The organism is Streptomyces sp. 2131.1 (genome assembly GCF_900105515.1).
Taxonomy (GTDB): domain Bacteria; phylum Actinomycetota; class Actinomycetes; order Streptomycetales; family Streptomycetaceae; genus Streptomyces; species Streptomyces drozdowiczii.
The window spans coordinates 1,687,623-1,706,379 of record NZ_FNSY01000001.1 but is presented as its reverse complement, the minus strand read 5'-3'; the positions used below and the strand labels follow the sequence as shown (position 1 = coordinate 1,706,379).

Sequence of the window (18,757 nt, the reverse complement as noted above, 5' to 3'; positions counted from 1 at the left end):
ACTCTCAGGAGCGGGATACTGAGGGCATGCGGTTGACGATTTTCTGGGAACGGATGGCGGACCACTTCGGCGCGGGCTACGCGGATTCCTTCGCGCGCGACCATGTGATGGCCGAGCTGGGCGGACGTACGGTCCACGAGGCGCTCGCGGCAGGCTGGGAGGCCAAGGACGTCTGGCGCGGGGTCTGCAGGGCGATGGACATCCCCGCCGACAAGCGCTGAGGCCCCGCCGTCCCGGCTCAGGCCCTTCCGCCCCGACCGGAGGCGATCCCTCCACCTCCCGGGGCGCGCGACGGATCGTCACCCGGATAGGCGAGACTTGCTCCGTGGCACCCACAGACGAGACCGCTCAGATCCAGCCGCCCCGCACGCCGCCCGTACCCCCGGCCCCGCCGTCCGGCGCCGTGCCCGCCCGCATGCCGGCCTGGCTGCCGCGTGCCATGGTTCTCGCCCTCGCGCTCTATGCCTGCTTCCGGCTCGGCAGCTGGGCGTTCGACCAGCTCATCGGCCTGCTCATCAACGTGCTGATCGCCTTCTTCCTGGCGCTCGCCATCGAGCCCGCCGTGAGCCGGATGTCGGCCCGCGGCATGCGCCGCGGCCTCGCCACCTTCCTGGTCTTCCTCCTCGTGCTGGTCGCCGGGGCCGGTTTCGTCGTCCTGCTCGGCTCGATGCTCGCGGGCCAGATCGTCGACATGGTGGAGGACTTCCCGAAGTACCTCGACTCGGTGATCAACTGGGTCAACCAGACCTTCCACACCGAACTCTCCCGCGTCGAGGTCCAGGACAGCCTGCTGCACTCCGACTGGCTGCAGAAGTACGTCCAGAACAGCGCGACCGGCGTGCTCGACGTCTCGGCGACGGTCCTCGGGGGCCTGTTCCGGCTGCTGACGATCTTCCTGTTCTCCTTCTACTTCGCGGCCGACGGACCCAGACTGCGCCGCGGGCTGTGCTCCGTGCTGCCGCCCGCCCGCCAGGCCGAGGTGCTGCGGGCCTGGGAGATCGCGGTCGACAAGACCGGCGGTTACCTCTACTCGCGCGGCCTGATGGCACTCGTCTCCGGCATCGCGCACTACATCCTGCTGGCCGCACTCGGGGTGCCGTACGCGCCGGCGCTCGCGGTCTGGGTCGGGCTCGTCTCCCAGTTCATCCCCACGATCGGCACCTACCTGGCGGGCGCCCTGCCGATGCTGATCGCATTCACCGTCGACCCCTGGTACGCGCTGTGGGTCCTCGGCTTCGTCGTGGTGTACCAGCAGTTCGAGAACTACATGCTCCAGCCGAAGCTGACCGCGAGGACGGTGGACATCCACCCCGCGGTCGCGTTCGGCTCGGTCATCGCGGGTACGGCACTGATGGGCGCCGTCGGCGCGCTGATCGCCATCCCGGCGGTGGCCACGCTCCAGGCATTCCTCGGCGCGTACGTGAAGCGGTACGACGTCACGGACGATCCGCGCGTCCACGGCAGCCGCCCGGGCGTGCGGGGAGAGCCCCTGTGGGCCCGCCTGCGAGGGATGCGAGCCGCCCTCTCGGGCGAGGACGGCCGGCGGCCGGACGGGGAGCCGGGCGGCGGCGGGCCGGAGGATCCCCAGCGGCCGGAGGGGCCTGCCGGGCCGGGTGCCTGAAGGCGCTCCCGAGGCCGGCGGCCGGTCCTGTCGGGCCGCCGGGCCGCCCGTTCCGGCGGCGGCGTGGTGCGCTTGACACTAAAATCGAACATCCATTCTCATGGGATTCCGGCCGGGTTTTCCCGGGCCCGACCGTGGAGTTGTCCACAGGCCGGGAGGACGTCGAGGCCCATTGTCAGTGGCAGGGGTTAGCGTCTTTGACGTGAAGCGATCGACTCAAGCAAATCGGGTGGAACCCATGGCAGGAACCGACCGCGAGAAGGCGCTGGACGCCGCACTCGCACAGATTGAACGGCAATTCGGCAAGGGCGCGGTGATGCGCCTCGGCGAGCGGCCGAACGAGCCCATCGAGGTGATTCCCACCGGGTCCACCGCGCTCGACGTCGCGCTCGGCGTCGGCGGCCTGCCGCGCGGCCGTGTGGTGGAGGTGTACGGGCCGGAGTCCTCCGGTAAGACGACGCTGACGCTGCACGCGGTGGCGAACGCGCAGAAGCTCGGCGGCTCGGTGGCCTTCATCGACGCGGAGCACGCCCTCGACCCCGAGTACGCGAAGAAGCTCGGCGTCGACATCGACAGCCTCATCCTGTCCCAGCCGGACAACGGTGAGCAGGCCCTTGAGATCGTCGACATGCTGGTCCGCTCGGGCGCCCTCGACCTGATCGTCATCGACTCCGTCGCGGCCCTGGTGCCGCGCGCGGAGATCGAGGGCGAGATGGGCGACTCGCACGTGGGTCTCCAGGCCCGCCTGATGAGCCAGGCGCTCCGGAAGATCACCAGCGCGCTCAACCAGTCCAAGACCACGGCGATCTTCATCAACCAGCTCCGCGAGAAGATCGGTGTGATGTTCGGCTCGCCGGAGACCACCACCGGTGGCCGCGCGCTCAAGTTCTACGCCTCGGTGCGCCTCGACATCCGCCGGATCGAGACGCTCAAGGACGGCACCGACGCGGTCGGCAACCGCACCCGCGTCAAGGTCGTCAAGAACAAGGTGGCGCCGCCCTTCAAGCAGGCCGAGTTCGACATCCTCTACGGCCAGGGCATCAGCCGCGAGGGCGGCCTGATCGACATGGGCGTGGAGCACGGCTTCGTCCGCAAGGCCGGCGCCTGGTACACGTACGAGGGCGACCAGCTCGGCCAGGGCAAGGAGAACGCGCGCAACTTCCTCAAGGACAACCCCGACCTCGCCAACGAGATCGAGAAGAAGATCCTGGTGAAGCTGGGCGTCGGGGCCCAGCCCGAGGACGCCTCCGCCGAGTCCGGTGCGGACGCGGCAGGCACGGCGGCCCAGGCCGACACGGTCGCGAAGCCGGCGACCGCTTCGGCCGGCAAGACCAAGCCGGCCAAGGCGGCCGCGGCCAAGAGCTGATCCGTGACGCGTCGTACGGAGTGGCCGGACAGCGCCGCCGACCCCGGCGCGGCCTCCGGATCCGGTGAGGGAGCGGGACGCCGTTCCCGCTCCCGGTCCAGTGACAGCGGTTTCCCCTCCTCGTCGAGGGCCGAGAAGGGGGAACCGCGCGACCCGGTCGAGCGGGCACGCGATATCTGCCTGCGCCTGCTCACCGGCACACCGCGCACCCGCAAGCAGCTCGCGGACGCCCTGCGCAAGCGGGAGATCCCGGACGAGGCGGCCGAGGAGGTGCTGTCCCGCTTCGAGGACGTCGGTCTGATCGACGACGCCGCGTTCGCCGACGCCTGGGTCGAGTCCCGGCACCACGGCCGCGGGCTCGCCCGCCGCGCGCTGGTCCGTGAGCTGCGGACCAAGGGCGTGGACGCGGCGGTGATCGATGAAGCCGTCGGGCAGCTCGACTCCGAGCAGGAGGAGGAGACCGCCCGGGAGCTCGTCGCCCGCAAGCTCCGTTCCACCCGGGGCCTGGACCGGGACAAACGACTGCGCCGTCTTGCGGGCATGCTCGCCCGCAAGGGGTACGGCGAGGGCATGGCCCTGCGCGTGGTGCGCCGGGCGCTGGAGGAAGAGGGGGAGGACACGGAGGGGCTGGACGAGCCGTTCTGACCACGCGGCTGTGGTCCGCCCGCCGGTGCTTCGGGGAAGCGCGGGACGCTACTGGCCGGCGCGGGCCGCGCGGGCGATGGTGGCGTCGATCAGGGCGAGGGCGTCCGCGGCGGTGCGTCCCGGGTAGCGGTTCCACGGCCCGATCAGCCCGGTCCAGCCCTGGGAGCGCAGTTCGGCGATCAGCCAGGCGCCGGCCCGGTCGACCGTCTCCGCCGAGCCGTAGCCCAGTCGGTGCGCGGTGAGCATGGCGCCGCAGACACAGCGGGCGCCCCGGACGTTCCGCAGCCGGTACGGAGTGTTCTGCCAGCCCCACTCGGTCAGGATCTGCCGGGCATGGGCGAGATGGACGGACGGCGGCACCTCGGGCCGTCCGATGCGCCGCCACGTGTGGAGCCGGTCGGGCAGCATCGCACCGATGCGTCCTGGGAGCGGACGCTCACGCGGTGCGGCGGGGGGCAGCGCGCGGACCGTGTCGGCGATCAGCTGGTCCACCGGCACGGAGAGCAGGGCGCGCCAATCGCCGGCGGCGTCCGGCGTCGGCTGCGCGGGGGCGATGGGGGACCCTGCGGGTGACGGGCTCGGTGCGGTCAGGTCCCAGCCGGTGACGATCTGCTGCCAGGCGTCCGTGTCGTGGAGGCGTGCGGCCTGGGCGTCGAGTTCGTCGGGAGTGAGGGCGGTCGTCGGCATCGGTGCGTGCTCCCCGTCGTAGCGGCGGTCCGGCGCCCCCGAGAGGGCTTCGTCGTCCAGGCGGACGGGCCGGGCTCGCCGTGAGCGGCCCCGCTCGCCGTGAGGCGAATGTCCGTCGGGTGGCCGGATCGCTCCACCGGAGCGGTGCCATACGGGTGTGTCGCGGCGCATTCAGGTCGAGAGAGCGCCCGTCACCGAAGGGAGGCGGGGGACAGCCCCCGCACGCAGACGCCGGAATGCTCCAGTGCGCGGACACCGGTGCACGGAGCAGTCTGTGACGCATCCGGAGTTGCCTCCGCACCGACGCACCGACGCACCGACGCACCGACGCACCGACCGACCAGAGACGGACGCCTCATGATGCTGCGCTATGCCCTGCGGACGATCCGGCACCGCAAGGCAGGGTTTCTCGGGGCGTTCCTCGCCCTCATGTGCGCCGCCGGCCTCGTCACCGCCTGCGGAACCCTGCTGGAGACCGGACTGCGAGGGCGGATCGCCACCGAGCGGTACGCGGCCACCCCACTGATCGTCTCCGCCGACCAGAACGTCCACCGCACGACCGTCAAGCACAAGGGCAACGGCAAGACGAAGACCAAGCACAGGGCGAAGCCCGTCGCCGAGCGGGCCTGGCTGCCCGCAGCCACCGCCGACCGACTGCGCACCCTGCCCGGCGTCCGCACCGTCGTACCGGAACTGACCTTCCTCGCCCAGCCGCTCGGCCTCCCGGACCACAACGGCTCTCCCTCCTACGGACACGCCTGGTCGTCGGCCCCGCTGACCCCCTTCGCCCTGACCAGCGGCCGGGCCCCCGCCTCGGCCGGCGACGTGGTGATCGACCGGGCCCTCGCCGCACGGGCGGGCCTCACGACGGGTGACAGGATCACCGTCCAGTCGACCCGCGCCCCTCGTGGGTACCGCGTCAGCGGCATCGCGGCGCCCCGAGGCCGGGGCGGACTCCGGCAGCAGAGCGCGCTGTTCTTCTCCGAGGCCGAGGCGGAGCGCCTCGCGGACCGCGCGGGCCAGGTCACCGCGCTCGGCGTGCTGCCCGAGCCCGGTACCGATCTCGGCGCGTTGAAGCAGCGGGTCAAGGTCGCGCTCGACGGAACCACCGCCCAGGTGGCGACGGGTGACGGACGCGGACCGGTCGAGTTCCTCGACGCCGCGGGTGCCCGGGTCAAGCTCGTCTCGATGGGCGGGGCCATGGGTGGCACCTCGCTGCTGGTTGCAGTGCTCGTCGTCGTCGGGACGTTCGCGCTCTCCATTCAGCAGCGCCGGCGTGAGCTCGCCCTGCTGCGCACCGTCGCCGCCACCTCGCGGCAGATCCGACGGCTGCTCGGCCGCGAGGCCCTGATCGTCGGCGCCTTCGCCGGGACCCTCGGCGCGGTCGCCGGACTGCCGCTCGCCGCGTGGCTGCACGGCCGGTTCATCGACCTGGGAGTGGTCCCGCCCACCCTGGAGCGGACCGCCGGGGTCTTTCCCGCCTGTGTCGCCGTCGCCGTGACCCTGCTCGGCGCCTGGGCCGCCGCCCGGATCTCGGGGCGCCGGATCGCCGGTCTGCGCCCGGCGGAGGCGATGGCCGAGTCCGCCACCGAGCGCCGCTGTCCTGCCGTGGGCCGCACGCTCGCGGGGCTGTTCCTGCTCGCCGGCGGTGGCACGCTGGCCGGCGTCCTGAGCGTGCTGCACACCGAGGCCACCTCGACACCGGTCACCTTCCTGGCGGTGGTGGTGCTGGCCACGGCGGTCTCGCTGCTGGGCCCCTTCCTCGTCCGGGCCGCCGCCTTCCTGATGTCGGGTGTGCTCCGGCGGACGGGTCCGATGAGCACCCTGGCCAGGTCGAACATCAGCGGGAACTCCACCCGGATGGCCTCCGTCGTCACCCCGCTCACCCTGCTCATCGGCATGATCTGCACGGTTCTCTTCCTCCAGCCGACCGTCGACGCCACCGCGCGAGCCCAGGCCGAGGAGGGCACCCGCGCCACCTGGGTGCTCGGCGCGCAGGGCCCGGGCGTTCCCTCGGCGGCCGCCGAGGCGGTCCGTGCGACGCCCGGCGTCACCGCCGTCACGGAGGTCGTACGCACCACCGTGCGGGTCGGGCTGGAGAAGTACACCGTGCAGGGCGTCACCGGGACGGGCCTCGGCCACACCTGGGACCCGGATGTGACGAGCGGTTCCCTCGCCGCGTTCGCCGCGAACGAGCGGTCCGCCGCGATCAGCGAACTGGCCGCCGACCGCCTCGGGCTGCGTCCCGGCAGCGCCCTGAAGCTGCACCTCGGCGACGGCACCCCCGCCACCCTCACGGTCGCCGCCGTCTACCGACGCGGTCTCGGCTTCGGTGACCTGACCCTGCCGCACGACCTGGTCGCACGGCACATGGACAACCCGCTGGCCACGACGGTCCTGGTGGCCGGAAAGGCATCCGAGGGCGAACTGTCCGCCTCGGTCGAGAAGTTCCCCGGCGTCACCGTCGTCACCCCGGCCGTCGCCGACCGGCTCCAGGCCGACCGGCAGCAGGAGAACGCCGAGGTCAACCTGCTCGCCATGGGGCTCGTCCTCGCCTTCACCGCCATCGCCGTCGTCAACACGCTGGCCATGTCCGTCTCCGAGCGGTTCCGCGAGTTCGCCCTCCTGCGGCTGGCCGGTGCCACCCGTCGCCAGGTGCTGCGGATGCTCCGGACCGAGGCCCTGTCGGTCCTGGTCATCGCCACCGCTCTCGGCACCGGCATCGCGCTCGCCGTGCTGACCGCGTTCAGCATCGGGATGACGGGCAGCGCCGCGCCCGGTGTCCTGCCACTCGTGTACGGGGCCGTGGTGGGCGTCGCCGCCCTGCTCGCCCTGACCGCCACGGCGCTGCCCGGCCGGTTCGCACTGCGCACCCGGCCGGTCGAGGTGGCCGCCGGGCGGTGACGGGAAGGGGCGGCGGTGGACGCGGGGCGGTGAGGGGCGGGGGCCGCCCCCTCACCTCACGCCTCGACCGGGAGCCCCGCCGCGCGCCAGGCCTGGAAGCCGCCGTCCAGGTCCGTCGCCCGGTACAGGCCGAGCCGGTGCAGGGACTCGGCGGCCAGGCTCGACGCGTACCCCTCGTTGCAGATCACCACCACCCGCAAGCCGTGGTCCACCGCCTCCGGAACCCGATGGCTTCCCCGCGGGTCGAGCCGCCACTCCAGTTCGTTGCGCTCGACGACCAGCGCCCCGGGGATCAGCCCGTCCCGCTCGCGCAGTTCCGCGTACCGGATGTCCACGAGCAGGGCCCCCTCGGCCGCCGCCGCCCACGCCTCCTGCGGGCCGAGCCGTACGTAACCGGCCCTGACCCGCTCCAGCAGTTCGTCGATCCCGGGTGGGATGCCGTCGCCCTCGTGCGGTCCGTGGCTCACTGCCAGTCCTCCGGCCGCTCGGTCTGCTCCAGGCGGAGCACGGCGCCGGTGCGGCTGTAGCGCCGGATGCGCGGCAGCGGCGGGTAGTACGCGTGCACCGAGACGGCGTGCTCCGCGGCGGACCCGTTCAGCACCTCGTGGACGTGGTGGCGGCCGAAGGCCCTGCCCCGGCCGGGCGTCAGTTCCCGGGTCCGGTCGATGTCCTCGGCCAGCTCCAGGGTCTTCCAGCCGTCGGTGGGCAGCCGGGCGGCGAGAGAGTGCTCGGTGAGCGTGCCGGCCGCGGTGAGGAAGGCGCCGATCGAGTCGGCGTGGTCGTGCCAGCCGGTGCCGGTGCCCGGCGGCCAGCCGATCAGCCAGGCCTCGCTGCCTCCGGGCCCGTCGAGCCGGATCCAGGTCCGGCCCTCGGGGTCGAGGGGGAGGGAGGCGATGAGTTCGGTGTCCTCGGCGGTGCGACGGACGAAGTCGAGCAGTTCCGCGGCGGTCGGAGCCGGGGCGGAGGTGCGCATGGGCACGGGAACAACGGGGAACGAAGAGGCAGACACGGAGACCGTCCTGAGAGTTCGCGCGGACGCCCCGCCGCACGGCACAGCGCACGGCGAGGGCAAGGAGAAGGCGATTCAGCAGGACGGACGACACACGCAGCCCGCATAGCGGAGCAGGTCCATATGGACCCTCCGCCACAGGCGCACATCGGTGTCGGTCATGACCCGGAGTAGACCATGCGCGCCCGCGAGGGTCAATTGACGTCTGCGGTCCGGTCGGCACGCACCGAGGTCCGTGCCGTGCCGCCGCGCGCCGCTTCCGCCGCCGCCAGCAGCTCCGCCGGACGCACCCCGCCGAACGCCTCGACGAGATGTCCGTCCGGCCTGACCAGCAGCACCGTGTGCGCGGAGGCCCCCGGATAGCTCTCGGCCACCAGCAGCTCGGCCTTCACCGGCATTGCCGTCACGGCCTCCGCCAGCCGGGGCATCACTCCGGCGCGCATCCAGTGGCGCCGGTCCCAGACTCCGGTTCCCGGCGCGACGAGCACCACCAGCAACTGCCCCTGACCCAGCCGCTCGCGCAGCCGTACCGCGGTGCCGTCGGGCGCCGTGACCCGGACATCGGCCACCGGCGCACCGGGGGGCGTACCCACCGAGGTGTGCGCCTCGGCGCGCGGGGGCGCGAGGGGGGACAGCGCGTAGGACGGGGGCGCACCGAGGGGGCCGCAGCCCAGATGCCCGTCCATGAGCAGCGAGTCGTGCCCCCGTGCGCTCCCCGGTACGAGCGTCCGCAGACCTCCGCCGCCCCGCAGTATCGGCAGCGACTGGTCGGCGGCGCGCAGCCGTGAGGCGACGGCGGCCCGGCGTTCGGCCTGGTAGCTGTCGAGGAGCGCGTCGGACGCCCCGTGGTGCCAGGCGAGGGCCAGTTTCCACGCGAGGTTCTCGGCGTCCCGCAGCCCCTCGTCGAGCCCCTGGGTGCCGAGGGCGCCCAGCAGATGGGCCGCGTCCCCGGCGAGGAAGGCCCGCTTCACGCGCCAGCGACGGGCCAGCCGGTGGTGCAGCGTGTAGACCCCGGTGTCCAGCAGCTCGTACGGGGGTGTCTCGCCGCACCAGCCGGCCAGGGTGTCCCGGACCCGCGTGACCAGCGCGTCCGGCGTGACCAGTTCGGCGCGCGCGGGCAGCAGCCAGTCCAGCCGCCAGACGTCGTCGGGCAGCGGGCGCGCGGTGACCTCGGCGCCACCGGTGCGCCACGGGGGCGACCGGTGCAGCACGGCCTCGCCGGGCCAGGGCAGTTCGGTGCGCAGTGCGGCGACGGCGTGCCGTTCCACCGCCGTACGCCCGGGAAACCTGATGTCGAGGAGTTTGCGCACCGTGGACCGGGCGCCGTCGCAGCCGACCAGGTAACTCCCGCGCCACCAGGTCGAACCGGGCTCCCTGGTGTGCACGGTGGCCCCGGCCGGGTCCTGCTCCAGGGTGTCGATCCGGCTGGGCCCGGCCGTCTGCACCAGCTCGTGCGCGGACACCGCGTCGCGCAGACTCCGTACCAACGCGTGCTGGGGCACGTGCACGGGGGCGGCCGGCGTACCGCTGCCCGGGGACGGCTCCTCGCCGAGCGGCAGCTCGCGCACCAGCTGTCTGCGCCGCACCGACCGCCAGCCGGTCCAGCGCAGCCCGTCGTCCCGAAGTGCCTTGCAGCCCAGACGCTCCAAAAAGGCCGCGGTGTCCTCGCGCAGTACGACCGTGCGGGCGGGGCGTGTCTCGTCCTTGGAGGGGTCCTCGTCGAGCAGCACGGACGGCACGCCCTGCCCGGCGAGGGCGAGCGACAGCGCCAGGCCGACCGGCCCGGCACCGACGACGATCACCGGGTCCACGGCGCGTCCCCCGTCGTGAGGCCGGCGAAACGGAAGGGAAGGTGCGCGTGCGTCGAAGGGGGTGCTGCGGCGTCGGGGACTCGGTGCGCGATCACAGAACGTATGCAACCTACTGCCGGTGCTTGCGTCAAGCGACGCCGGAACGCGGCGAGGGGCGGTGACAGGAGTGCCACCGCCCCTCGCGGGCGTCGTACGACGAGCCGTCAGGCGGCGGTTCCGTCGTCCATGTTGAGCGACGGCGCACCGATCGTCTCCAGTTCGCCCCCCGGGCCGGTGCCCACGACCGCGCCCGTGCTCTTCTTCCCGCGCCGGAGCCGACGCTCCAGCCAGCTCGCGAAGGACGTCAGGGCGAAGTTCAGCGCGAGGTAGACCAGCGCGACGATCGTGAAGCACGCGATGGTGTTCGAGCCGTAGTTCGCGGACATCGGCCGGACCGAGGCCAGCAGCTCCGGGAAGCTGAGCACCGCGCCACCGAGGGCGGTGTCCTTCACGATGACCACGAGCTGGCTGACGATGGCCGGCAGCATCGCGGTGACCGCCTGCGGCAGCAGCACGAAGACCATCGTCTGGCCCTTGCGCATGCCGATCGCCTTGGCCGCGTCCGTCTGCCCGCGGGGGAGCGTCAGGATGCCGGCGCGCACGATCTCGGCGAGCACCGAGGCGTTGTAGAGCACCAGGCCCGTGACGACTGCGTAGAGCAGACGCGTGTCCGGGTCGAGGTCGGTGTACTCGGAGTACGCCTGGTTGGCGATGATCATCAGGAGCAGCACGGGAATGGCGCGGAAGAACTCCACGACCACCCCGCCGGGCACGCGCACCCAGCGGTGGTCCGAGAGCCGCCCGATGCCGAACAGCGCGCCCAGCGGCAGAGCGATGATCAGAGCGAAGAACGCCGCCTTGATCGTGTTCTGGAAGCCCGGCCAGATGAACGTCTCCCACGCCTGGGTGCCGGCGAAGAACGGCTTCCACTTGACCCAGTCGAGCTGGTGCTTCTCGGCGAGGCCGTCGTACACCCACCACACCACCGCCGCGGCGGCCAGCACGAAGAGGACGGTGTACAGGATGTTGCGCCGCTTGGCGCGGGGCCCCTGCGTGTCGTAGAGGACGGAACTCATCGCTTCACCGCCACCTTCTTGGCCACCCATCCGAGGATGAGGCCGGTCGGGAGGGTCAGGATCACGAAGCCGAGGGCGAAGACGCCCGAGATCAGCAGCAGCTGCGCCTCGTTCTCGATCATTTCCTTCATGAGGTACGAGGCTTCGGCCACGCCGATCGCCGAAGCGACCGTGGTGTTCTTCGTCAGCGCGATGAGCACGTTGGACAGCGGGTTGACCACCGACCGGAACGCCTGCGGGAGCACGATCAGCCGCAGCACCTGGGTGAAGCTGAGCCCGAGTGCCCGGGCCGCCTCGGCCTGGCCGACCGGCACCGTGTTGATGCCCGAACGTATGGCCTCGCACACGAACGACGCGGTGTAGACGACGAAGGCGAGCACCGCGAGCCGGAAGTTGATGCCCTTGATGTCGGTGGAACCGAGGGCGATGCCGAGCGTCGAGTACAGACCCAGCGAGGCGAACATGATGATGACGGTCAGCGGAATGTTCCGGACCACGTTCACGTAGGCGGTCGCGAAACCGCGCATCAGGGGGACCGGGCTGACCCTCATGCCGGCCAGCAGCGTTCCCCATATGAGGGAGCCGAGGGCGGAGAACACGGTGAGCTTCACCGTGACCCAGAAGGCCCCCAACAGGTCGTAACCATCAAGAAAGTCGAACACGATCTCCCGTGCTTCCGCGTGTAGGAGGGCGCGGCGCGCCGCCGTTCAGCGGCGGCGCGCCCGGTCAGCCCTGCTTCACTTGACGACGTTGCCGATCTTCGGAGCCTTCTCGTTCTTGTAGCCGGCCGGACCGAAGTTCGCGTCCACGGCCTTCTGCCACGAGCCGTCCGAGACCATCTTGGTCAGCGCGTCGTTGATCTTCTTCTTGAGGTCGGCGTCGCCCTTCTTCAGGCCGATGCCGTAGTTCTCGTTGGTCATCTTGAAGCCGGCCAGCTTGAACTTGCCCTTGTTGACGTCCTGCGAGGCGTAGCCGGCGAGGATGCTGTCGTCCGTAGTCAGCGCGTCGACGGCCTTGTTCTCCAGGCCGGTCAGGCACTCCGAGTAGCCGCCGTACTCCTGCAGATCCGCCTTCGGGGCCAGCGTGTCGTGGATGTTCTGCGCCGAGGTCGAACCGGTGACCGAGCAGAGCTTCTTGTTGTTGAGGTCCTCAGGCTTCTTGATCGAGTCGTCGTCCGCGCGGACCAGGATGTCCTGGTGGGCGAGCAGGTACGGACCGGCGAAGTCGACCTTCTTCAGACGCTCGTCGTTGATCGAGTAGGAGGCGACGATGAACTTGACGTCACCGCGCGAGATCGCCGTCTCGCGGTCCTGGCTCTTGGTCTCCTTGAACTCGATGTTCTTGGCGTCGTAGCCGAGCTCCTTGGCGACGTACGTGGCGACGTCGACGTCGAAGCCGGTGTACTTGCCGTCCGGCGTCTTCAGGCCGATACCCGGCTGGTCGATCTTGATGCCGATGGTGATCTTCTTGCCGCCGCCCGAAGCCGAGTCGTCCTTGTCGTCGGAACCACAGGCGGTTGCGGCGAGGGCGAGAGCGAGCACGGCGGCCGAGGCGGCGGTGACCTTACGAAGCTGCATGGTGAAATTCCCTAGAGTTGACGCGAAGTGAGTGATCAACAGATGCGGAAGCCGGCACTGCGGGCTCCGTCAGTGGTGAAGGATCTTCGACAGGAAGTCCTTGGCCCGGTCACTGCGCGGGTTGCTGAAGAACTGGTCGGGCGTGGCCTCTTCGACGATCTTTCCGTCCGCCATGAAGACGACCCGGTTCGCCGCGGAGCGCGCGAAGCCCATCTCGTGGGTGACGACGACCATCGTCATGCCCTCGCGGGCGAGCTGCTGCATGACCTCGAGGACCTCGTTGATCATCTCCGGGTCGAGCGCCGAGGTCGGCTCGTCGAAGAGCATGACCTTCGGGTCCATCGCCAGGGCGCGGGCGATCGCCACGCGCTGCTGCTGGCCCCCGGAGAGCTGGGAGGGGTACTTGTCGGCCTGCGTACCGACGCCCACCCGGTCGAGCAGCGAACGCGCCTTGTCCTCGGCAGCCTTCTTGTCCGTCTTGCGGACCTTCAGCTGCCCGAGCATCACGTTCTCGAGGACCGTCTTGTGGGCGAACAGATTGAACGACTGGAAGACCATGCCGACGTCGGCACGCAGCCGAGCCAGTTCCTTGCCCTCCGCGGGCAGCGGCTTCCCGTCGATGGTGATCGCACCCGTGTCGATCGTCTCCAGGCGGTTGATCGTGCGGCACAGCGTGGACTTCCCGGACCCGGACGGCCCGATGACGACCACGACCTCGCCGCGGGCGATCGTCAGGTCGATGTCCTGGAGCACATGCAGCGCGCCGAAGTGCTTGTTGACGTTGCTCAGCACCACCAGATCGCCACCGGGCGCGGGTGCAGCGTCCTCGGCGCCCTTGGTCACTGAAACTCCGCTCATCGGCTTCTTGCTCCGTCCTCCTCGGTTGGGAAGGACCCTAGTGACGCAGTGCTACCAGCGTCATTACATCTGAGCGGAAATTGAGCATAACGATCCGGCGGCAACCGGACACTCCGCGTGAAGGGGACGTCGCGGCTGTGGCGCCGGGCGTACCGGGTGCATAACGGAAACCCGGATACATCGGGCAGGCCCTTGACTGTCCACCCCTGATCGGCGTGGATTCCCTGGTACACCCCTACGTGAAACACCCCGGAACGGGGAAGTGACCGGGGGCGTACGCGACCGTACGGACCGACCACCGACACACGCCGCTGCCAAGGGGGGGCCATGAGACTGCTGCTCGTCGAGGACGACAACCACGTGGCCGCCGCCCTGTCCGCGATCCTCGCCCGGCACGGCTTCCAGGTGGTCCACGCCCGCAGCGGGGACGAAGCCCTCCAGGCGCTCCTGCCGGCCGACACCGAGCCCTTCGGCGTCGTGCTCCTCGACCTCGGGCTGCCCGACCAGGACGGCTACGAGGTGTGCGGCAAGATCCGCAAGCGCAGTTCCGTGCCGGTGATCATGGTGACCGCCCGGGCCGACGTGCGCTCCCGCATCCACGGGCTCAACCTCGGCGCCGACGACTACGTGACCAAGCCGTACGACACCGGCGAGCTGCTGGCCCGTATCCACGCGGTCAGCCGGCGCAAGGCGGGCAACGAGGACACCGTGTCCACGCCCGTCGCCGCACTGCGTCTCGGGCACGTCAGTATCGAGCTGCCCACGCGCCGGGTCAGCGTCGACGGGAGCGAAGTGCAGCTCACCCGAAAGGAGTTCGATCTGCTCGCGCTGCTCGCCCAGCGGCCCGGCGTGGTCTTCCGCCGCGAACAGATCATCAGCGAGGTGTGGCGCACCAGCTGGGAGGGAACGGGCCGCACGCTGGAGGTGCACGTCGCCTCACTGCGCTCCAAGCTGCGGCTGCCCGCACTGATCGAGACGGTGCGCGGGGTCGGCTACCGCCTCGTCTCCCCGTCCGCGTAAAGGCATACGTCCCCGGTGCGTACCAGGCTGCTCCCGCTGCTCATCGTCCTGATGGCGAGTGTCCTGCTCGCCCTCGGCTTCCCGCTGGCCGTCAGCGTGGCCGCCGCGGAGCAGCAGCGCGTCGTGATCGACCGCATCGACGACACGGCACGCTTCGCGGCGCTCGCCCAGTTCATCACCGAGCGCACCCGCGGCTACGACGAACGGCGCCGTACCCTCCAGACCGAGCTGGAAACGTACGACTCGGTGTACGGCATCCGGGCCGGTGTCTTCTACCGCGACGACTCCGCCATGGCGAAGGCCCCGGCCGCCTGGCGGCTGCCCGTCGAGGGGGAGGGGCGAGCCGCGTTCAGCGAAGCGCTGCTCGGCCGTCGCAGCCACGACCCGCCGCAGGTCTGGCCCTGGCAGGACGGCCGCGTCGTCGTCGCCTCGCCCGTCGTGCGCGACGGAGACGTCATCGCCGTCGTCGTCATCGACTCGCCCACCGGCCAGATGCGCGGCGACACGATGCGGGGCTGGCTGCTGATCGCGGCGGGCGAGGCCGTCGCCATGCTGGTGGCCGTCGGCGCCGCGATCCGCCTCACCGGCTGGGTCCTGCTGCCCGTCAAGACGCTGGACGCCGCCGCCCACGACATCGCCAGCGGCCGGATGCGGTCCCGGGTCGCCGCGTCCGGCGGGCCCCCGGAACTCAGGCGGCTGGCCCGCTCGTTCAACGAGATGGCCGACAACGTCGAGGACGTGCTGGAGCAGCAGCGCGCCTTCGTCGCCGACGCCTCCCACCAGTTGCGCAACCCGCTGGCCGCCCTGCTGCTGCGCATCGAGCTCCTCGCCCTCGAACTCCCCGAGGGCAACGAGGAGATCGCTTCCGTGCGCACCGAGGGCCGCCGCCTGGGCCAGGTCCTCGACGACCTCCTCGACCTCGCCCTCGCCGAGCACGCCGAGAGCGACCTCCAGCTCACGGACATCGGCGCGCTCACCGCCGAACGGGTCGCGTCCTGGCGGCCGGTGGCCGAGGAGAAGGGCGTACGGCTCCGGGCCGATGGACCGCCCGCCGTCACCGCCTGGGCGGACCCCATCGCCCTGTCCAGCGCGCTCGACGCCATCATCGACAACGCCCTGAAGTTCACGCCCCCCGACGAGGAGGTCCGCGTCACGGTCGCCTCCGGCAGCAAGGACGTGACGGTGGTCGTCGCGGACGGCGGCCCCGGCCTCACCGAGCAGGAGCTCGAACGGGTCGGCGACCGCTTCTGGCGCAGCCCCCAGCACCAGAACATCCACGGCTCGGGGCTCGGCCTCTCCATCTCCCAGGCACTCCTGGCGGCGGGCGGCGGCTCGCTCTCGTACGCCCGCAAGGAACCGTGCGGACTGAGCGTGACGGTCTCCGTACCCCGCCACGACCCGAAGGGCTGAGCAGCGCGCCCGCACTTCCGCGGCTGTCCCGCGCGGCCGTGGAAGGCGCTACGGCTTGACCGACCGGTAGTAGCGCTTCGCCCCTTCGTGCAGCGGGAGCGGGTCCGTGTAGATGGCCGTGCGCAGGTCCACCAGCTGCGCCGCGTGCACCTCGCGCCCGATGCGGTCGCGGCTGTCGATCACGGTACGGGTGAACGCCTCGGTCATCGCCGCGTCGGTGCGGTCCGTGGTCACCAGCACATTGGCGACGGCCACCGTGGGGACGGCCTGGCCCTGCTGCGCGTTGCGGTAGGCGTCGGCGGGCATCACGGCCGAGCGGTAGTAGCGCGTGGAGCCGCCCGCCGACTGGAGCTGCTTGATCAGGGGCTCCTCCAGCGGGACCAGCCTGATCGAGAAGCGCTCCGACAGATCCGCCACCGCCGTCGTGGGCAGCCCGCCGGACCAGAAGAACGCGTCGAGCTTCCCCTCCTCCAGCAGCCGCGGCATGGTGTCGATGCCCACCGGCAGGGGCGTCACGTCGTGGACCGGGTCGAGACCGGCGGCCGTCATCAGCCGGTCGGCGACCAGCTTCACGCCGGACCCCGGCTGTCCCACCGCGACCCGCCTGCCCCGCAGGTCCGCCACGCTGCGGATGTCCGAGTCCCGCTTCACGATCAGCTGTATGTAGTCGTCGTAGAGCCGGACACAGCCGCGCAGCCGCCGGTAGCCGGGCTTGCGGTCACGCAGATAGGTGGCGACGGCGTCGGTGGTGGCGATGGTGAAGTCCGCCTCGCCCGCCGCGACCCTGGCGAGGTTCTGCTGCGAGCCCTCGCTCGTCTGGAGCTTTATCGACACATGGGGCAGATCCGTGGCCAGGGCGCCCTTCAGCCGCTCCCCGTAGCGCTGGTAGACGCCGCTGCGCACCCCCGTACTGAACGAGAGACTGCCCTTGGGCGCCGGGTCGCCGAGCGGGAGCAGCCACCAGAGCAGCATCCCGAGCACGACGGCGAGGGCGGCGCCGGCCCGCAGGGCGTGACGCCGGCCGATTCGGGACGGGGCCGGGAGCATGGCGGCGATCCTGCCAGGTCGTTCCCGGCCGTGACCAGGGGTGCCGGCGGATCGGCCGCCCGGTGCGGGGTACCCCACACCGCCCGAGACGGACGGGGTCCGGGCAGCGCCTACCCTTGTCGCATGAGCAGCGGCAACCGGAGCGAAGCAGTGGACGTCAGAAAAAGCTATGAGGTGCGCACCTACGGGTGCCAGATGAACGTCCACGACTCCGAACGCTTGTCGGGGCTCCTGGAGGACGCCGGATACGTCCGGGCGCCCGAGGGCTCCGACGGCGACGCCGACGTCGTCGTCTTCAACACCTGCGCGGTCCGTGAGAACGCCGACAACAAGCTCTACGGCAACCTCGGCCGGCTCGCCCCGATGAAGACCAAGCGCCCCGGGATGCAGATCGCGGTCGGCGGCTGCCTCGCCCAGAAGGACCGCGACACCATCGTGCGGCGGGCGCCCTGGGTGGACGTCGTCTTCGGTACGCACAACATCGGCAAGCTGCCGGTGCTGCTGGAGCGCGCCCGGATCCAGGACGAGGCGCAGGTCGAGATCGCCGAGTCCCTGGAGGCCTTCCCCTCCACGCTGCCCACCCGCCGCGAGTCCGCGTACGCCGCGTGGGTCTCCATCTCCGTGGGCTGCAACAACACCTGCACCTTCTGCATCGTCCCCGCCCTGCGCGGGAAGGAGAAGGACCGCCGCACCGGCGACATCCTCGCCGAGATCGAGGCCCTGGTCGCCGAGGGCGTCTCCGAGATCACCCTGCTCGGCCAGAACGTCAACGCGTACGGCTCCGACATCGGTGACCGGGAGGCCTTCTCCAAGCTGCTGCGCGCCTGCGGGAAGATCGAGGGCCTGGAGCGTGTCCGCTTCACCTCGCCGCACCCGCGCGACTTCACCGACGACGTGATCGCCGCCATGGCCGAGACGCCGAACGTGATGCCGCAGCTGCACATGCCGATGCAGTCCGGTTCCGACCGGGTCCTCAAGGCGATGCGCCGCTCCTACCGGCAGGAACGCTTCCTCGGCATCATCGAGAAGGTGCGCGCCGCGATGCCGGACGCCGCGATCTCCACCGACATCATCGTCGGCTTCCCCGGAGAGACCGAGGAGGACTTCGAGCAGACCATGCACGCGGTCCGCGAGGCGCGCTTCGCGAACGCCTTCACCTTCCAGTACTCCAAGCGGCCCGGCACGCCCGCCGCCGACATGGAGGGGCAGATCCCCAAGGAGGTCGTGCAGGAGCGCTACATGCGCCTGTCCACCCTCCAGGAGGACATCTCCTGGGAGGAGAACAAGAAGCAGGTCGGCCGCACCCTGGACGTCATGGTCGCCGAGGGCGAGGGCCGCAAGGACGGTGCCACCCACCGGCTGTCCGGCCGCGCCCCCGACAACCGCCTGGTCCACTTCACCAAGCCGGACCAGGACGTGCGCCCCGGCGACGTGGTCACCGTCGAGATCAGCTACGCCGCCCCGCACCACCTGCTCGCCGAGGGCGCTCCGCTCGGGGTGCGCCGGACCCGCTCCGGCGACGCCTGGGAGAAGCGCAACGCCGCCGCGGCCGCCAAGCCGGCCGGTGTCATGCTCGGCCTGCCCGGCATCGGAGCCCCCGCACCCCTGCCGGCCGCGGCGGCCCCGGGCTGCGGCTGCGACTGACCTCCGACGCCCGAGACGGGGCGGCCGGGTCCGGGCGGGGGAG

At 71.3% G+C, this 18,757-nt stretch carries 18 protein-coding genes; 8 read left to right on the top strand and 10 right to left on the bottom strand.

Annotation, left to right across the window (positions count from 1 at the left end; genetic code table 11):
* Positions 1 to 26: 26 nt before the first annotated feature.
* The 4 genes from BLW14_RS07500 (at position 27) to recX (ending at position 3,632) form a co-directional block, all read left to right on the top strand.
* Positions 27 to 221 carry a DUF3046 domain-containing protein gene (locus BLW14_RS07500; protein ID WP_093705578.1) on the top strand — a complete coding sequence of 65 codons (195 nt, stop codon included), beginning with the start codon at positions 27 to 29 and terminating at the stop codon, positions 219 to 221.
* 194 nt (positions 222 to 415) lie between these two features.
* Positions 416 to 1,621, top strand: a complete 1,206-nt coding sequence (locus tag BLW14_RS07495; protein WP_093710670.1) for an AI-2E family transporter — start codon at positions 416 to 418, stop codon at positions 1,619 to 1,621.
* Positions 1,622 to 1,859: 238 nt separating this feature from the next.
* On the top strand, positions 1,860 to 2,987 hold the full coding sequence (recA, locus tag BLW14_RS07490; RefSeq protein WP_093705577.1) for a recombinase RecA: 1,128 nt from the start codon (positions 1,860 to 1,862) through the stop codon (positions 2,985 to 2,987).
* 3 nt (positions 2,988 to 2,990) lie between these two features.
* Positions 2,991 to 3,632: a recombination regulator RecX gene (gene recX / locus BLW14_RS07485; protein WP_093705575.1), complete on the top strand. Its 642-nt coding sequence runs from the start codon at positions 2,991 to 2,993 to the stop codon at positions 3,630 to 3,632.
* A 48-nt stretch (positions 3,633 to 3,680) separates the two neighbouring features.
* Here recX and BLW14_RS07480 read toward each other — a convergent pair whose 3' ends face one another.
* A complete protein-coding gene (locus BLW14_RS07480) occupies positions 3,681 to 4,319 on the bottom strand; it encodes a DUF6197 family protein (protein WP_093705573.1) in 639 nt (212 codons plus the stop codon).
* Between the two features lie 357 nt (positions 4,320 to 4,676).
* Between BLW14_RS07480 and BLW14_RS07475 the strand changes: the two genes are divergently transcribed.
* Complete coding sequence (locus BLW14_RS07475) at positions 4,677 to 7,223, top strand: FtsX-like permease family protein (protein WP_093705571.1); 2,547 nt, start codon at positions 4,677 to 4,679, stop codon at positions 7,221 to 7,223.
* 56 nt (positions 7,224 to 7,279) lie between these two features.
* On the opposite strand, the gene BLW14_RS07470 is transcribed toward BLW14_RS07475, so the two are convergent.
* From BLW14_RS07470 to BLW14_RS07440, 8 genes are all read right to left on the bottom strand, one after another.
* Entirely contained in the window at positions 7,280 to 7,690 is a 411-nt protein-coding gene (locus BLW14_RS07470) for a rhodanese-like domain-containing protein (protein WP_093705569.1), read from the bottom strand.
* The gene (locus tag BLW14_RS07465) at positions 7,687 to 8,196 is read right to left on the bottom strand and encodes a cupin domain-containing protein (protein ID WP_093705567.1); all 510 of its coding nucleotides are present in this window, start codon (positions 8,194 to 8,196) and stop codon (positions 7,687 to 7,689) included. Before BLW14_RS07465 ends, BLW14_RS07470 begins: the two co-directional genes overlap by 4 nt.
* A 111-nt stretch (positions 8,197 to 8,307) precedes the next feature.
* Positions 8,308 to 8,394, bottom strand: a complete 87-nt coding sequence (locus BLW14_RS35715) for a putative leader peptide (RefSeq protein WP_311307652.1) — start codon at positions 8,392 to 8,394, stop codon at positions 8,308 to 8,310.
* Between the two features lie 32 nt (positions 8,395 to 8,426).
* The gene (locus BLW14_RS07460; RefSeq protein ID WP_093705565.1) at positions 8,427 to 10,043 is read right to left on the bottom strand and encodes an FAD-dependent monooxygenase; all 1,617 of its coding nucleotides are present in this window, start codon (positions 10,041 to 10,043) and stop codon (positions 8,427 to 8,429) included.
* 203 nt (positions 10,044 to 10,246) lie between these two features.
* Positions 10,247 to 11,158 carry an amino acid ABC transporter permease gene (locus tag BLW14_RS07455; RefSeq protein ID WP_093705563.1) on the bottom strand — a complete coding sequence of 304 codons (912 nt, stop codon included), beginning with the start codon at positions 11,156 to 11,158 and terminating at the stop codon, positions 10,247 to 10,249.
* Entirely contained in the window at positions 11,155 to 11,820 is a 666-nt protein-coding gene (locus BLW14_RS07450; RefSeq protein ID WP_093705561.1) for an amino acid ABC transporter permease, read from the bottom strand. Before BLW14_RS07450 ends, BLW14_RS07455 begins: the two co-directional genes overlap by 4 nt.
* A 75-nt stretch (positions 11,821 to 11,895) precedes the next feature.
* The gene (locus BLW14_RS07445; RefSeq protein WP_093705559.1) at positions 11,896 to 12,735 is read right to left on the bottom strand and encodes a glutamate ABC transporter substrate-binding protein; all 840 of its coding nucleotides are present in this window, start codon (positions 12,733 to 12,735) and stop codon (positions 11,896 to 11,898) included.
* A gap of 69 nt (positions 12,736 to 12,804) precedes the next feature.
* Positions 12,805 to 13,593: an amino acid ABC transporter ATP-binding protein gene (locus BLW14_RS07440; protein ID WP_026242867.1), complete on the bottom strand. Its 789-nt coding sequence runs from the start codon at positions 13,591 to 13,593 to the stop codon at positions 12,805 to 12,807.
* A 327-nt stretch (positions 13,594 to 13,920) separates the two neighbouring features.
* Between BLW14_RS07440 and BLW14_RS07435 the strand changes: the two genes are divergently transcribed.
* Together BLW14_RS07435 and BLW14_RS07430 are read left to right on the top strand one after the other, a co-directional pair.
* Positions 13,921 to 14,613, top strand: coding sequence for a response regulator transcription factor (locus BLW14_RS07435; RefSeq protein ID WP_093705557.1), 693 nt, complete (start codon positions 13,921 to 13,923; stop codon positions 14,611 to 14,613).
* 15 nt (positions 14,614 to 14,628) lie between these two features.
* Positions 14,629 to 16,023, top strand: a complete 1,395-nt coding sequence (locus BLW14_RS07430; RefSeq protein WP_093705555.1) for a sensor histidine kinase — start codon at positions 14,629 to 14,631, stop codon at positions 16,021 to 16,023.
* A gap of 48 nt (positions 16,024 to 16,071) precedes the next feature.
* Here the strand turns inward: BLW14_RS07430 and BLW14_RS07425 are convergent, their stop codons facing one another.
* Positions 16,072 to 17,070, bottom strand: a complete 999-nt coding sequence (locus tag BLW14_RS07425; RefSeq protein ID WP_093705553.1) for a TAXI family TRAP transporter solute-binding subunit — start codon at positions 17,068 to 17,070, stop codon at positions 16,072 to 16,074.
* Positions 17,071 to 17,193: 123 nt separating this feature from the next.
* On the opposite strand from BLW14_RS07425, the gene miaB reads away from it, so the two are divergent.
* On the top strand, positions 17,194 to 18,714 hold the full coding sequence (miaB, locus tag BLW14_RS07420) for a tRNA (N6-isopentenyl adenosine(37)-C2)-methylthiotransferase MiaB (protein WP_177153914.1): 1,521 nt from the start codon (positions 17,194 to 17,196) through the stop codon (positions 18,712 to 18,714).
* Positions 18,715 to 18,757 lie beyond the last annotated feature (43 nt).

What these genes read in the sequence shown, in the direction of transcription:
- BLW14_RS07465 (WP_093705567.1), bottom strand. Translation starts at nt 8,196, where the DNA reads ATGCGCACCTCCGCCCCGGCTCCGACCGCCGCGGAACTGCTCGACTTC.
- recA (WP_093705577.1), top strand. Translation starts at nt 1,860, where the DNA reads ATGGCAGGAACCGACCGCGAGAAGGCGCTGGACGCCGCACTCGCACAG.
- miaB (WP_177153914.1), top strand. Translation starts at nt 17,194, where the DNA reads ATGAGCAGCGGCAACCGGAGCGAAGCAGTGGACGTCAGAAAAAGCTAT.
- BLW14_RS07455 (WP_093705563.1), bottom strand. Translation starts at nt 11,158, where the DNA reads ATGAGTTCCGTCCTCTACGACACGCAGGGGCCCCGCGCCAAGCGGCGC.
- BLW14_RS35715 (WP_311307652.1), bottom strand. Translation starts at nt 8,394, where the DNA reads ATGACCGACACCGATGTGCGCCTGTGGCGGAGGGTCCATATGGACCTG.
- BLW14_RS07500 (WP_093705578.1), top strand. Translation starts at nt 27, where the DNA reads ATGCGGTTGACGATTTTCTGGGAACGGATGGCGGACCACTTCGGCGCG.
- BLW14_RS07480 (WP_093705573.1), bottom strand. Translation starts at nt 4,319, where the DNA reads ATGCCGACGACCGCCCTCACTCCCGACGAACTCGACGCCCAGGCCGCA.
- BLW14_RS07495 (WP_093710670.1), top strand. Translation starts at nt 416, where the DNA reads ATGCCGGCCTGGCTGCCGCGTGCCATGGTTCTCGCCCTCGCGCTCTAT.
- BLW14_RS07425 (WP_093705553.1), bottom strand. Translation starts at nt 17,070, where the DNA reads ATGCTCCCGGCCCCGTCCCGAATCGGCCGGCGTCACGCCCTGCGGGCC.
- BLW14_RS07435 (WP_093705557.1), top strand. Translation starts at nt 13,921, where the DNA reads ATGAGACTGCTGCTCGTCGAGGACGACAACCACGTGGCCGCCGCCCTG.
- BLW14_RS07445 (WP_093705559.1), bottom strand. Translation starts at nt 12,735, where the DNA reads ATGCAGCTTCGTAAGGTCACCGCCGCCTCGGCCGCCGTGCTCGCTCTC.
- BLW14_RS07440 (WP_026242867.1), bottom strand. Translation starts at nt 13,593, where the DNA reads ATGAGCGGAGTTTCAGTGACCAAGGGCGCCGAGGACGCTGCACCCGCG.
- BLW14_RS07475 (WP_093705571.1), top strand. Translation starts at nt 4,677, where the DNA reads ATGATGCTGCGCTATGCCCTGCGGACGATCCGGCACCGCAAGGCAGGG.